General features: G+C 73.7%; 12 protein-coding genes and 1 pseudogene. 10 read left to right on the top strand and 3 right to left on the bottom strand.

Annotated features, from left to right (window positions below; genetic code table 11):
* Window positions 1-10 precede the first annotated feature (10 nt).
* The gene (locus E1291_RS19605) at window positions 11-166 is read left to right on the top strand and encodes a transposase family protein (RefSeq protein WP_370770985.1); all 156 of its coding nucleotides are present in this window, start codon (window positions 11-13) and stop codon (window positions 164-166) included.
* 213 nt (window positions 167-379) lie between these two features.
* Here E1291_RS19605 and E1291_RS19610 read toward each other — a convergent pair whose 3' ends face one another.
* A complete protein-coding gene (locus E1291_RS19610) occupies window positions 380-763 on the bottom strand; it encodes a hypothetical protein (RefSeq protein ID WP_242614250.1) in 384 nt (127 codons plus the stop codon).
* Between the two features lie 220 nt (window positions 764-983).
* Between E1291_RS19610 and E1291_RS19615 the strand changes: the two genes are divergently transcribed.
* From E1291_RS19615 to mptB, 3 genes and pseudogenes are all read left to right on the top strand, one after another.
* Window positions 984-1,319 carry an STAS domain-containing protein gene (locus E1291_RS19615; RefSeq protein ID WP_131739286.1) on the top strand — a complete coding sequence of 112 codons (336 nt, stop codon included), beginning with the start codon at window positions 984-986 and terminating at the stop codon, window positions 1,317-1,319.
* A 524-nt stretch (window positions 1,320-1,843) separates the two neighbouring features.
* Window positions 1,844-2,575, top strand: a complete 732-nt coding sequence (locus E1291_RS19620; RefSeq protein ID WP_131739287.1) for a glycosyltransferase family 2 protein — start codon at window positions 1,844-1,846, stop codon at window positions 2,573-2,575.
* A 122-nt stretch (window positions 2,576-2,697) separates the two neighbouring features.
* Window positions 2,698-3,831 (top strand): annotated as a pseudogene (mptB, locus tag E1291_RS19625) (polyprenol phosphomannose-dependent alpha 1,6 mannosyltransferase MptB); the annotation flags it as partial.
* A gap of 178 nt (window positions 3,832-4,009) precedes the next feature.
* Here mptB and E1291_RS44035 read toward each other — a convergent pair.
* On the bottom strand, window positions 4,010-6,292 hold the full coding sequence (locus E1291_RS44035; protein ID WP_242614251.1) for a hypothetical protein: 2,283 nt from the start codon (window positions 6,290-6,292) through the stop codon (window positions 4,010-4,012).
* 217 nt (window positions 6,293-6,509) lie between these two features.
* On the opposite strand from E1291_RS44035, the gene E1291_RS19630 reads away from it, so the two are divergent.
* The 6 genes from E1291_RS19630 (at window position 6,510) to E1291_RS19655 (ending at window position 12,558) form a co-directional block, all read left to right on the top strand.
* On the top strand, window positions 6,510-7,904 hold the full coding sequence (locus E1291_RS19630; protein WP_131739289.1) for a glycosyltransferase 87 family protein: 1,395 nt from the start codon (window positions 6,510-6,512) through the stop codon (window positions 7,902-7,904).
* Entirely contained in the window at window positions 7,904-8,362 is a 459-nt protein-coding gene (locus tag E1291_RS19635; protein WP_131739309.1) for a DUF4446 family protein, read from the top strand. Before E1291_RS19630 ends, E1291_RS19635 begins: the two co-directional genes overlap by 1 nt.
* A gap of 83 nt (window positions 8,363-8,445) precedes the next feature.
* Window positions 8,446-9,384 carry a prephenate dehydratase gene (gene pheA / locus E1291_RS19640; RefSeq protein WP_131739290.1) on the top strand — a complete coding sequence of 313 codons (939 nt, stop codon included), beginning with the start codon at window positions 8,446-8,448 and terminating at the stop codon, window positions 9,382-9,384.
* 73 nt (window positions 9,385-9,457) lie between these two features.
* Complete coding sequence (locus E1291_RS19645) at window positions 9,458-10,264, top strand: class I SAM-dependent methyltransferase (RefSeq protein ID WP_165495196.1); 807 nt, start codon at window positions 9,458-9,460, stop codon at window positions 10,262-10,264.
* 117 nt (window positions 10,265-10,381) lie between these two features.
* A complete protein-coding gene (gene serS / locus E1291_RS19650) occupies window positions 10,382-11,641 on the top strand; it encodes a serine--tRNA ligase (protein ID WP_131739292.1) in 1,260 nt (419 codons plus the stop codon).
* A gap of 107 nt (window positions 11,642-11,748) precedes the next feature.
* Entirely contained in the window at window positions 11,749-12,558 is an 810-nt protein-coding gene (locus E1291_RS19655) for an HAD family hydrolase (RefSeq protein WP_131739293.1), read from the top strand.
* A 45-nt stretch (window positions 12,559-12,603) separates the two neighbouring features.
* On the opposite strand, the gene E1291_RS19660 is transcribed toward E1291_RS19655, so the two are convergent.
* Complete coding sequence (locus tag E1291_RS19660; protein ID WP_131739294.1) at window positions 12,604-13,140, bottom strand: bacterial proteasome activator family protein; 537 nt, start codon at window positions 13,138-13,140, stop codon at window positions 12,604-12,606.
* Window positions 13,141-13,146 lie beyond the last annotated feature (6 nt).

Consider the following 13,146-nt stretch of genomic DNA (forward strand, 5'->3'; position numbering starts at 1 on the left):
GCGCAAAAAGCTGTTCAACCGCCACCACGCCAAAGTTCGCGCACTCGGAGAACAGGGCGCCGCCACCCTCAAACGCTGGCACATCCTCCGCCACGCGCGTTGCTCACCCGCCCGGCTGACCGCCATCGTCCAGGCGATTCTCGCTCTGCACCATCACACCAACTGAGGTTGGAAAGAGCTCAGAAACTGGGGGTGATTTGGGGATCGTTCCGCGCCGGGAACGTCGCCGGACCCGCCCGCGCGCATGCGGCGGCAGACCATTGCCAAGCTTTTGAGGAGCCGTTACCCGCGTCCAGAGTCCCGACGCGAACGGGCGGCGGACGGCTGCGAAACGATCACATGACGACCGGAACCGGCGCGGTATCTCAGGCCGTGATGGTCAGTGGTCCAGGGCGTCGTCGATCGCGCGGAAAGTGGGGCACGGCCAGCGCGACATGCAGGCGCGGCAGCGCCGGATGGGCCGGTCGGGATCGCTGGTGATGCCGCCGGACGCCTGCGGGCGGTGCAGGTCGAGCAGGCGGACGCCCAGTTCCGCGAACACGATGACCTCGTCGCGGGCACCGGCGAGGAAGGCGAGGTCCTCGCGGGAGAGCCGCGCCCTGACCGGGACGACGCCGTTCTGGTTCACCAGGCGGGACAGGTACCGCATCGGCGCCCGCCAGGACGTGGACTTCTCAGAACGCGCGCGGATCGTCTCAAGACGTTCGCGCAGCCGTTTGTCCCTCGGGTCGGGTGTCTGGTCGGCTTTCATGCGCGGGTGCACGCGCTCAGCCTCCCCTAAACCACGGCGCCGCGAGGCTGAACCGCGCAGATCGTCACGGCCTCCCGGGCCGCCCGTCCGGCCGTCGACGGGGGCAATACAGGACCTAGTTCGCAAAGCGTATGAGCAGGTCAGGGCGGTGGCGCGCCCTGAACGCGCCCGCGCCACACGGGACTTGGTGAACTGTCTGGCCCGTCGGCCTTCGGCGAGATAGTGTGCCGACGTGGAGCTAAATGTCTCGACCGCGTCTCAAGGCGGTCACGCCGTCGTCACGGCGACCGGCGAGCTCGACCTGTACACCGCGCCCCGGCTGCAGGCCGCCCTGGCGGGCCTGCTCCGCGGGGACGTCGACCGCGTGGTGGTCGACCTCAGCGGTGTCGAGTTCTGCGACTCGACCGGCATGAACGTGCTGCTCGCGGCCATGAAGCGGCTCAAGGAACAGGGCGGCTCACTCGAACTGGCCGCCCCCCGCCCGGCCGTGCGGCGGATCCTCCAGGTCACCGGGCTCGACACCGTCTTCACCGTGTGCGACGCGGCCCCCGCCCTGGACGCCGGCTGACCCCGCCCCCGACCCCCCCGCCCCAGCGGCCCGGAGGCGACCTCCCCCACCGCCACCCTCTCACCAGCACCCACAAAGCACACCTAAGCACGCAACCCCGAACGCCTACCGCCGCGCCCCAAACACCCCACCCAAGCCGCCGGCCAGACGACCCCGTAGGCCGCCCTGCTCCCACCAGGGCGCTCCCGGAGCGCCCTCGACCGGACACGCATTCAACTCGCCATGGCAGCGCTCACCAGGCCGTGAGCCCAGAAGAACTCGACCACCAAGCAGCGTTCGCACAACGAGCGGCAGCACAGCCGTCACGTCGAACGAGGGTGAAGGAGCGACATCGGCCTGGGAGGTGGTGGAGCGACCTCGGCCGTCACGCGGGCGCGCTACCTGACCGGCGGGGCGACGCCGAAGGCGAGCCCCGCCGGGAAGATCGCGAAGCGATTCGCGCCCGCACAAGGACGGTCACGGTCCGAGCCGCCAGGCGAGGAACGTGGGCCGGTCTTGCAATGAACACGACTACGATCGCGGGCATGGACGAGGTAGCGGTGATCATCCCGGCCAAGGACGAAGCCGATCGCATCGCGGTCACCGTCAAGGCGGCGCGGGAACTGCCCGGCGCCGGGCTGGTCGTGGTGGTCGACGACGGTTCGTCCGACGGTACGGGGGCGGCCGCCCGGCAGGCGGGGGCGCGGGTCGTGCGGCACAGCCGCAACCGGGGCAAGGGCGCGGCGATGGAGACCGGTGCGGAGGCCGTCCGGCTGCTGGACGAGGACGGCGGCCGGCCGCGCCACCTGCTGTTCCTGGACGCCGACCTCGCCGAGACCGCGGGCGAGGCGGCGCCGCTGGTCACGCCGGTGGTGGACGGCACGGCCGACATGACGATCGCGGTGTTCTCCGCCACCGTGAAGCTGGGCGGGCACGGGTTCGTGGTCCGGTTGTCGCGTGACGGGATCAGGCGCGCCACCGGGTGGGCGGCCACCCAGCCGCTGAACGGGCAGCGCTGCCTGACCCGGGCGGCGTTCGAGGCGGCGCGTCCGCTCGCCGCGGGGTTCGGTGTGGAGACCGCGCTGACCATCGACCTGTTGCGCAAGGGGTTCCGGGTGACGGAGGTCGAGGTGCCGCTGGCGCACCGCGCGACCGGGACGGACTGGCGCGCGCAGGTGCACCGGGCGCGGCAGTTCCGTGACGTGGCCAGGGCGCTGGCCGTCCGCGAGCCGGTGGTGGCCGGGCAGATCGCGCGCGTGCGCGGCCGGCGGTCATGACCCGTCCCGGCCCAGGCGTGTCGCGCGCGGGCCGGCGAATCCCCCCGGACGAGGAGTCCCCGCCCGTGCCGACGGCGCGGGCGGCGGACGGGCGCCGGTTCGGGGTCGCCGGGCTGGTGGGGATGGGCGGCGGGGTCGTCTGTTTCCTGGTGACGGCGCTGCTCGGTCCGTCGGTGTTCGAGCCGCGGCTGGCGGGCACGGCGGGGGAGCCGCCCTATTCGCTGCACGCCCATCCGTCGCCGTATCTCGCGGTCGGGCTCGTCGTGGTGGGTGTCGCGGCGAGCGCGGCGGGGCTCGCGCTGTGCTTCGCGGGCGTCCGCCGGGGCTGGCGGGTCCGGGCGCTGCCGCTGGCCGCCGCGGGGCTGCTCGCCGCCGTCGCGTTCCTGTTCCTGCCGCCCGTCGGGTCCGCCGACCACCTGAACTACGCGTCGTACGGGCGGATGGTGGTGACGGGCCATGACCCGTACGTCACCAGTGCCGCCGACCTGCCCGCGGATCCGGTCGCCGGGGCGCCGGAGGAGTGGCGGACGACGCCGTCGGTGTACGGGCCGATCGCGACGGCGCAGCAGGCGTTCGCGTCGTGGGCCGGCGGCCGGTCGGTGCGGCTGACGGTGTTCGCGCTGTCGGCCGTCAACGTGCTCGCGTTCGCGCTGACGGCGCTGGTGTTGCACCGGACGGCGCGGAGCGAGGGCCGGCGGGTCCGCGCCGCGCTGCTCTGGACGTGCAACCCGCTGGTGCTGTTCCACCTGGTCGGCGGGGCCCACAATGACGTGCTGGCGATCGCGCCGATGGTCGCGGCGGTCGCTGTGTTCGGCGGCCGGACGTCCGGCCGGTGGCGGGCGCTCGCGGCTGGGGCGCTGGCCGGCGCGGGAGCGGCGATCAAGCTGCCCGCCGTGCTGGTGGGCGTGGGCCCCGGATGGGTGCTGCTGCGCGAGGCGTGGCGGGGTGGGGACCGGCGCCGCGCGCTCGGTGGTCTCGCCGCGCTGGCGGCGGGCGCCGCGGCGGTGCTCGCCGCCGCGTACGCGCCGGCCGGGCCGCACGCGCTCGACCAGATCGACCGCGCGAGCGGCATGGTCTCGTTGGCGACGCCGTGGCATCTGGTGGACGTGCTGCTCGGCCCCGGCGGGCAGCGCACCGTCATCAAGATCGGCGCGGCCGTCCTGACGCTGGTGCTGTTCGTGCTGCTGGCGCGCGCGCTGCCCAGGGAGGAGCAGGACCATCGCCGGGTGGCGGCGGCGCTCGTGCTGGCCTGGCTCTTGGCCGCGCCTTACGAGCTTCCCTGGTACGACGGGTTCGGGTGGGCGCTTCTGGCGCTGCTCCCCTGGACGCGGTTCGACTGGGTCCTGCTCGTCCACACCACCGCGCTCAGTTTCGCCTATCTGCCCGCGCGCGCGCCCAAGCTCATAGACATGCCGGACGATCTGTCCTGGATGTTCACGACCGTTCGGCCGACGGTGATTCCGTGGGTTCTGACGGTGCTTCTGGTACTTCTGGCAGTGCTGTGCCGGCGTCCAGGTCCAGTTCCAGGGAGCGGAGGCCCGCCGCGAGCATCAGCGGCGTCGCCAGGCTGAACGCCACCGACAGGATGACCAGGCCGGAGTCGTTCGCCAGCGTGCCGATGACGCCGACCGCCAGCGCGCTGAGCAGCGCGGCGCGCATCGTGAGGCTGTGCTCGTAGGCGCGGTGCAGCAGTGACGCCCGCCACCGCGTGGGACGCGCCAGCACGAAGAACAGGAACCCGATCGCGGCGGCGAGCGGCACCGTGAAGGGCCAGTAGCCGAGGCTGCCGAGCATCGCGCGGAACTTGCGGGCGATGACGCCCCAGGCGTCCCCGTCCATCAGGTCCTGCCAGAACCGGCCGAGGTGCGTCGGGTTGGAGCTCTGCGCGTTCAGGTAGGAGATGAACAGCACCAGCACGGCCCCGGCCAGGCAGAACAGGCCGAGCTTCAGCGGCGAGACCCGCTGTCCCGTGACCATCATGCCGAGGACGGCGAACGCCGGCACGATCGCCAGGACGCCCCCGAAGTCGCTGCCCCAGGCGGGGAGGCCGTCGACGGCGACGGCCGCCACGCCGACCAGGACGACGACGCCGAGCGCGGCCGCCCGCCCGTCCCGGTAGGAGGTCCACCGGCCCGCCGCGCCCGGCGCGCGGGCCGCGCGCAGCGGGAACTCTGCGAGCCAGGCGCCGGTGAGCACCGCGGCGGTCGCGAACAGCGAGAACGCCTGGTTGCCGAAGCCGTAGAAACGTCCCGCGACGAGCGCGGTGTAGCCCATCAGCGTGTTCAGCTGGAGGACCGAGCCGGTCATCACGTCCAGTGCCAGCACGAGCGCGGTCGCCCCCGTGATCACCAGCCCCGGGACGAACGCCGAGCGGCGCCACGGCCCGGCCAGCGCGAGGCCCGTGAGCAGGCCGGCGAAGGCCAGCACGGTGCCGATCAGGACCGGTGTCGGGTGCGCCGCCCGCCACCATGGCAGCAGGGCGGCCAGGAACGACGCGCACGGCACCGCGCCGGCGAGCAGCGCGATCACGCGGGTGCCGCCGAGGATCCGCGTCCGCGACCGGGGGGCGCCGCCGAGCCGCCGCAGGGCCAGCGCCGCGAGCCCGTACAGCACGAGCTGTGTGACGAACAGAACCGAGTAGAACGACGTCTGGACGGCGCGGATGGCCTGGGCGGCGCGGTCCTGGTCGGCCAGCCGGTCCACGCGGGCGGCGGTGCCGCCGCCGGCGCGCTCCGACCGCCACGGCGACCCGACGGCCTCCTTGGGCTGCGGCAGGCCGAGGACCCCCAGCGTCGTCGAGGTGAGGTCGGTCAGCGTGACCAGGCCCTCGCGGCGGGTGGCGCTGGAGGTCAGCAGGCCGGGCGCGAACCCGGGCCCGCGGGCCGCCGCGACCCGCAGGTGCGGCTGGACGCCGATGTCGGAGAGCCCGGCGACCAGCACGGTCGTCCCGGCGGGGACACCGGCCAGGACCTGCGCGACGCGGCGGTCAGCGGCGGCCGCGGCGGCGGCGCGCTTGCGGTCGGCCACCGGGACCTGGTCGCCGTGCGGGTCGACGCCCGCGTCGAGGTAGGCGCGGAACATCTCGTCGACGTCCACCGCCGCGACCGGGCAGCTCGCCCAGTCGGCGGGGGTCGCCCTGTCGGGGGACGGGACGTAGCGGTCGACGCGCCCGCCGCCGTCGCCGAGGCCGAACACCGCGCCGGGGCCGACGGCCAGGGTGCAGCCGCCCGCCGCGTGGACGGCGGTCCCGAGCAGTCCGACCTCGGAATGGTAGGAGATGTCGGCGTTGTCGCTCTTGATCGCGGGCCAGCCGGGCGCGATGGCGCCGCCGGCGGGCGGCGGGCCGGTGGGCGAGGGCTGCCCGGGGACGATCGGCGCCGAGGGCAGCGCGCAGTCGCCGTGCGCCAGCCGGGCCCGCTGCCCCGCCGACAGTGTCAGCCAGCCGTCGGTCGGGCAGGTGTTGACGCGCGTCGTGCGGACGCTGAGCCCGGCGCCGGCGCCCTGGTCGGCGAGCGCCCACAGGGTGGGCGTGCGCGCCCGGTCGACGTCCTTCCACAGCAGGCCGGGCACCCCGATGATCACGACCCGCCCCCGGATCGCGGGCGCCGCCGGCGCGGCGGCGGCCTGCGCCTTCCCCGGCGGTGCCGCGAAGGGCCCGCCCAGTGTCGCCACGACGACGGCGAGGAACACGACGACCTTCGCCCCCCGCAGAGTCATGGCGTTCAGGTTACAAGAGCCTCACCGGGGCGCGGGGGCCGTCCACGGCGCGGGCCGAGCGCGGGCCGAGCGCGGGCCGAGCGCGGGCCGAGCGCGGGTCCGGTCGTACCCGTCCCGGGGACGGCCGGGCACCGGCGGTGCATATCCTTCAGGCTCGGGACGTCCCGTGTGCGGCGCCGAGCACCGGCCGAGGTCCTCTTTAGGCCAGGATGTGGGCATGCGTGGAGTCGTTGGGGCGCGCGAGGACACCGGATCGTCGCGGGCCGCGAGGCGGTGGGGGACACCGGCGGATCTGCTGATCCTGCTGGCCGGGGTCGTCGTCGTGGTGGCGGCGGTGACGCCGATCGTCACCCAGTGGCTCGGCAACCCGCCCGACCAGAGGCTCGTCGACCTGGAGGTCTACCGCGACGGGGGCCGCGCCGTCCTCCGCGAGGCGCCGCTGTACGACGTCCTCACCCAGCCGCCCCAGCTCCTGCCGTTCACCTACCCGCCGTTCGCCGCCGTCCTCGCCGTGCCGTTCACCCTGCTGCCCTGGCGCACCGCCCAGTGGACGTGGACGGTCCTGCTGTACGTGGCGCTCGCCGTCTCGGTCTGCTACGCCTTCCGTGACCTCATCCGCCGGGCCGGGCGCTGGACGCCGCTCGCCGCCGCCGTGCTGATCGCGGGCATGGCCTGGCTCGACCCCGTCCGCGACCAGGTCCGCTTCGGGCAGGTGGGGCTGTTCCTGCTCGCGCTGTGCCTCGCCGACTGCTGTACCCGCTCGGCCCGCTGGCCGCGCGGGATGCTCGTCGGCCTCGCGCTCGCGATCAAGCTGGTGCCCGGGGTCTTCCTCATCTACTTCGTCATCACCGGGCGGCGGGACGCGGCGGTCAACGCGCTGCTCACCGCAGCCGCCGCCACGCTCGGCACGTTCGCGCTGCTGCCCGCCGACTCCGCCGGCTACTGGTTCGGCGCGCTGCTGCAGGGCGGCGACCGCACCGGCGCCGTCAACGGCACCACCAACCAGGCGATCAACGGGATCGTCGCGCGGATCCTGCCCGAGGGCCCCGTCCGGTCGCTGGTGTGGCTCGTCCTCGTGCTGGTCATGGGCTACTACGGCTTCCGGTACGCCCGCCGCGCCACGCTCGCCGCGGACCGGCTGGCCGGCGCCCGGCCGCTGCCGACCGGGCCGGTCGGCGGCACCGACCACCTCGCCGCCGCCGATCCGCTGACCGGTGCGGGGGCCTACAGCCTGCTGCTGGCCGGGGTCGCGATCACCGGGCTGCTGTCGGTGCTGCTGTCCCCGGTGGGCTGGATCCACCACCTTGTGTGGATCATCGCGGTGATCGGCGCCTTGGTCGGGGATGGCCGGGACACGCGACGATGTCTCGTCGCCGCCGGAGTCTGGTTCTACTTCCTGTTCCCGCTGCCCTGGTGGGGGACGAAGCTGATCGGCCCACAGCACTCTCCGCTCTCGGGTTTCGTGGGCCGCGTCATCCAGGACGCGTTCGGCGCGGCCGCGATCGGCGTGGTGATCCTATTGGGATCCTGGCTGGTGAACCGCCTGTTCCGCGACATCCGTCCCGAGGATCCTTCGCAACCCGAGGTCGAGGTCGGTACGCTCGCTCCGTGATGCTTGTCGCGGTGGCCGTCGCAGGTCTGGTCGCCGGGGTGGCGGGACTGACCATCGCGGTGGTGGCCCACAACCGGGTCAACCAGATCGTCGACGAGTGCGGAGAAATGCTCAGGCGCCAGCTCCAGGTCGCCACTGGCTCGGTGGACGAGCGCGCCATGCGCGATCTCGCCATCGTGCACTATGACGCGCTGAAGGAGATGTCCGGGCACCGGTCGTTCTCCCTCGCGCTGCTCAACGCGATGGGCGACGGCGTGGTGATCAGTTCGATCAACGGGCGCACCGAGACCCGTACCTACGCCAAGGTCGTCCAGGCGGGGTATCCGATCGAGACGCTCTCCCCGGAGGAGAACCAGGCCGTGCGCGCGGCCCGGCTGGGCAAGGGACCGGTGGTGTCGATGGACGACCCGCTGCCCGACTTCGGCAACGGCGACCGCGCCTCGACCGCCCGCGCCTGACATACAGGGCTACCCCTCCCGGCAGGCGGTAAACTCAGGGGTCCCACCTCTCCGCCGCAGCACAACGAGCCCCGGGGGACCTCGTGACCGCAGACAGCAGGCCCGAACGGTACGCCTATCTGGGCCCGCGCGGCACCTTCACGGAGGCGGCGCTCCTGTCGCTCCCGGGCGCCGCCGGAGCCGAGCACGTCCCGTACGCCACGGTGCCCGCCGTTCTGGACGCGCTGCGCCGCGGCGAGGCCGACTCCGCCGTGGTGGCCCTGGAGAACTCCGTCGAGGGCTCCGTCCCGACCACGCTGGACGAGCTGGCCACCGGCGAGCCGCTGCGCATCGTCGGCGAGGTCAACCTGCCGGTGTCGTTCGCGCTGCTCGTCCGCCCCGGCACGGCGCTGGGCGACATCAAGACGGTCGCCTCGCATCCGATCGCGCAGCCGCAGTGCCGCCGCTGGCTCGCCGGGAACGTCCCGGACGCCGAGTGGCGCGCCGCGACGTCCAACGCCGAGGCCGCCCAGCACGTCGCCGACGGCCACTACGATGCGGCGCTCGCCGGCTCGTTCGCCGCGGCCCGCTACGGCCTGACGGTGCTGGCCGAGGACATCCACGACGTCGCCGACGCCGTCACCCGCTTCGTCGCGCTGCGCCGTCCGTGCGCGCCGCCCCGGCCCACCGGGACCGACCGCACGACGGTCGTCGCGTTCATCGGCGAGGACCATCCCGGCGCGCTGCTGGAGATCCTCACCGAGTTCTCCGTGCGCGGCATCAACCTGACGCTGATCCAGTCCCGGCCCACCGGCGCCGGCCTGGGCTCCTACCTGTTCTGGATGGACTTCGAGGGGCACATCGCCGACGCCCGCGTCGCCGAGGCGCTGATGGGGCTGCGCCGCGTCTGCTCCGACGTCCGCTTCGTGGGGTCCTACGCGCGCGCCGACCGGATCCGCCCGGAGATCCGCCGCGGGACCCACGACGACGACTTCACCGAGGCCGCCGCCTGGGTCGAGTCGATCCGCGACGGCCGGCTCTGACCGCGTCCGGCGGCGTTCCCGGCGTCCGCGCCGTCCACCGCCCGGGTGACCGCGCTGCCGTACGCTGCCGATGATGACCAACGACTTCGACCTCTACGAGCGGGAGCTGTGGGCCGGGCGCGCGCCCGCCTACCAGCGCGGCTTCGCCCGGCTGACCCGGTTCCTGGTGGACCCGCTGCTGGACGCCGCCGGAGTCGCCGAGGGGACCCGGCTCCTCGACGTCGGCACGGGGACCGGGGTCGTCTCGGCCGAGGCCGTCCGGCGCGGCGCCGTGGTGTCGGCGATCGACGCCGACCCGCAGATGGCCGCGGCCGCCCGCGCGAACGTGCCCGGCCTGGACGTGCGGGTCGCGGTGCTCCCGGACGTGCCGTTCGGCGACGCCGAGTTCGCGGCGGTCACCGGCAACTGCGTGATCAACCATGTGGGCGTGCCGGAGGCGACCCTCGGCGCGCTGCGCCGGGTGCTGCGGCCCGGCGGCCGGCTGGCGCTGAGCTGCTGGACGATGCCGGGCAGCGGGGCGCTCGCGCTCGTCCGGGAGGCGATCGACGAGGTGGGCGTGCCGGTGCCCGGCGACATCCCGGAGCCGCCGTTCATGGAGCACGGCCAGGCCCTCGCGTTCCGCCGCCTGGTGGTGGCGGCGGGCTTCGCCGACGCCGCCGTCGAGGAGGTGACCTGGGAGCACGTCGTCGACCCCGAGGACTGGTGGGAGACCGGCGCGCTGTCGGGGGTCGGCACGAACGGCGTCATCGTCGGCCGCCAGGACGCCGCGACCGTCGCCCGGATCAAGGCGGCCTACGACCGGCTCGCGACCCGGTACGCGGCCGGCGGCGGGAAGATCGCGCTGCCCGCGCACGCCCTGCTGGTCGGCGCGACGCGCTGAACGGGCTCCGGCGCCGCGGGGACCCGCGACCGGCCCGCGGCGACCGGCCCGCGTACGGCCGCGCACTCTCCGATACCCGCGCGCGCCGGGGGGCTCCGGGCCGGTAGCCTCGGGTCTGTGATTGACCTGCGAGCCCTACGAGAGGACCCCGAGCGGCTGCGCGCGTCGCAGCGCGCACGCGGGGACGACGACACCGTCGCCGACCGGCTGGTCGACCTGGACGAGCGGCGCCGCTCGGCGCTGACCTCGTTCGAGCAGCTGCGCGCCGAGCAGAAGAGTTTCGGCAAGTCGGTGTCGCGGGCGCAGGGCGACGAGCGGCAGGCGCTGCTGGCCCGCGCCAAGGAGCTGGCCCAGCAGGTCAAGGACGCCGAGGCCGAGGCCGACCGGCTCGGCACCGAGCTGGACGCGCTGCTGAGGGGCGTACCGAACCTCATCGAGGACGGCGTCCCGCCCGGCGGGGAGCAGGACTTCGTCGTCCTGGAGACCATCGGCGAGCCCACCGCGTTCGACTTCGAGCCGAAGGACCACCTGGAACTGGGCGAGAGCCTCGGCGCCATCGACATGGAGCGCGGCGCCAAGGTGGCGGGGGCGCGCTTCTACTACCTGACCGGCGTCGGCGCGCGGCTGCAGTACGCGCTGCTGAACCTCGCCATGGAGCAGGCCGTCTCGGCGGGCTTCGTCCCCATGTACCCGCCGGTGCTGGTCAAGCCCGAGGCGATGGAGGGCACCGGGTTCCTCGGCGCGCACGCCGCCGAGGTGTACCAGCTCCGCCAGGAGGACCTGTACCTCGTCGGCACCTCCGAGGTGCCGCTCGCCGCCTACCACATGAACGAGATCATCGACGAGCTGCCGCGGCGGTACGTGGCGTGGTCGTCGTGCTTCCGCCGCGAGGCCGGCTCCTACGGCAAGGACACCCGCGGCATCATCCGGGTCCACCAGTTCGACAAGGTGGAGATGTTCTCCTACTGCGACCCGGCCGACTCCCACGCCGAGCACCTGCGGCTGCTGGAGTGGGAGAAGGAGATGCTCGCCAAGTGCGAGCTGCCCTACCGGGTCATCGACGTCGCGGCGGGCGACCTCGGGGCCAGCGCGGCGCGCAAGTACGACTGCGAGGCGTGGGTACCGACGCAGAACACCTACCGCGAGGTCACCTCGACGTCCAACTGCACGGACTTCCAGGCGCGCCGCCTGGCGGTGCGGCACCGCGACGCCGACGGCCGCAACCACCCCGTCGCGACGCTGAACGGCACGCTGGCCACCACCCGCTGGATGGTCGCGATCCTGGAGAACCACCAGCGCGCGGACGGCTCCGTCCGCGTCCCGGAGGCCCTCCAGAAGTTCATCGGGCTCGAAGTGCTGGAGCCCGTCAAACGCTGACCCCACCGCAAGGCCCGCCCCCCGGGGCGGGCCTTCCGCATGGGATCCGTGCGCCGCCAGCGGCGGGACGTCGCCTAAGGTGTGTCCCAGATGCCCTGGAAGGTGACATGTCTGAGTCCTCGCCGCGTGTGGTCGCCACCGACCTCGACGGAACGATCGTGCGCTCCGACGGGACGATCTCCACCCGCACCGCCCGCGCCCTCGGCCGGGTGGAACGTGCCGGAGCGATGCTCGTCATGGTCACCGGGCGTCCGCCGCGCTGGATGACCGAGATCGCCGCCGCGGCGGGCCACCGCGGCGTCGCCATCTGCGCCAACGGCGCCGTCGTCTACGACCTGCACACCGAGACCGTGGTCCGGGTGCAGGAGATCGCCCCCGAGGTGCTCGCGGAGGCCGTCGGGAGGCTCCGCGGCATCGCGCCCGAGCTGCGCTTCGCCGTCGAGTACCCCACCGGCTTCGTCTTCGAGGCCAGCTACGGCCTCGGCCGCTGGGACGCCGAGGCGCTCGGCGGGCGGCCCGTGGAGGGCGCCGAGCTCGTCAGCCGCGGCGGCACCAAACTGCTCGCCTTCCACCCGGACGCCGGCACCGACCCCGACTCGCTCGCGGAGAAGGCGGAGAAGGCCGTCGGGGACCTCGTCAACGTCACCCACTCGTCCGGTCACGCGCTGCTGGAGATGAGCGCGCCGGGCGTCACCAAGGCCAGTGCCCTGGCCACCCTGTGCGGGGAGCACGGCATCGTCCCCGACGACGTCGTCGCGTTCGGCGACATGCCCAACGACCTGCCGATGCTCACCTGGGCGGGGACATCCTACGGCGTCGCGAACGCGCATCCGCTCGTCCTGGCCGCCGTCACGCACACCACGTCCCGCAACGACGACGACGGCGTGGCGGAGGTACTGGAACGCCTGTTCCCGTAGCGGCGGCCGTACCCCGCCGAACAGGGGTACGGCCGTCCGGAAGGGCTACAGGTAGGGTCCGGACGAGGATCCCTGCTGGTCGTCGTCCAGCCCGGGAGGGACCATCCCCGCGGGGAGAGCGCGGCGCATCTGCTCCAGCTGCGCGCGCGCCGCCATCTGCTGGGCGAACAGAGTGGTCTGGATGCCGTGGAACAGGCCCTCCAGCCAGCCGACGAGCTGCGCCTGCGCGATCCGCAGCTCCGCCTCGCTCGGCACCGAGCCCTCGGCGAAGGGCAGCGACAGCCGCTCCAGCTCCTCCACCAGCTCGGGCGCCAGGCCGTCCTCCAGCTCCTTGATGGACGAGTGGTGGATCTCACGGAGCCGGGCGCGGCTCGCCTCGTCCAGCGGGGCGGCCTTGACCTCTTCGAGGAGCTGGCGGATCATCCCACCGATCCGCATCACCTTCGCGGGCTGCTCGACCATCTCGGTCACCGACTTCTCCTCCTTGTCGGTGTCACCGCCGCCCTCGATCGCGATGCCGTTCGGGCCGACCACGAGGACCTGCGGTTCCTGATCGGACTGGTTCTTCGAAGGCTCGTTCATATCCCC

The organism is Actinomadura roseirufa (assembly GCF_900659635.1).
In the GTDB taxonomy this organism is placed as follows: domain Bacteria; phylum Actinomycetota; class Actinomycetes; order Streptosporangiales; family Streptosporangiaceae; genus Spirillospora; species Spirillospora roseirufa.

Coding starts and splice junctions, on each gene's coding strand:
- E1291_RS19620 (WP_131739287.1), top strand. CDS start 1,844: ATGGACGAGGTAGCGGTGATCATCCCGGCCAAGGACGAAGCCGATCGC.
- E1291_RS44035 (WP_242614251.1), bottom strand. CDS start 6,292: ATGACTCTGCGGGGGGCGAAGGTCGTCGTGTTCCTCGCCGTCGTCGTG.
- E1291_RS19630 (WP_131739289.1), top strand. CDS start 6,510: ATGCGTGGAGTCGTTGGGGCGCGCGAGGACACCGGATCGTCGCGGGCC.
- E1291_RS19635 (WP_131739309.1), top strand. CDS start 7,904: ATGCTTGTCGCGGTGGCCGTCGCAGGTCTGGTCGCCGGGGTGGCGGGA.
- E1291_RS19645 (WP_165495196.1), top strand. CDS start 9,458: ATGACCAACGACTTCGACCTCTACGAGCGGGAGCTGTGGGCCGGGCGC.
- E1291_RS19655 (WP_131739293.1), top strand. CDS start 11,749: ATGTCTGAGTCCTCGCCGCGTGTGGTCGCCACCGACCTCGACGGAACG.
- E1291_RS19660 (WP_131739294.1), bottom strand. CDS start 13,140: ATGAACGAGCCTTCGAAGAACCAGTCCGATCAGGAACCGCAGGTCCTC.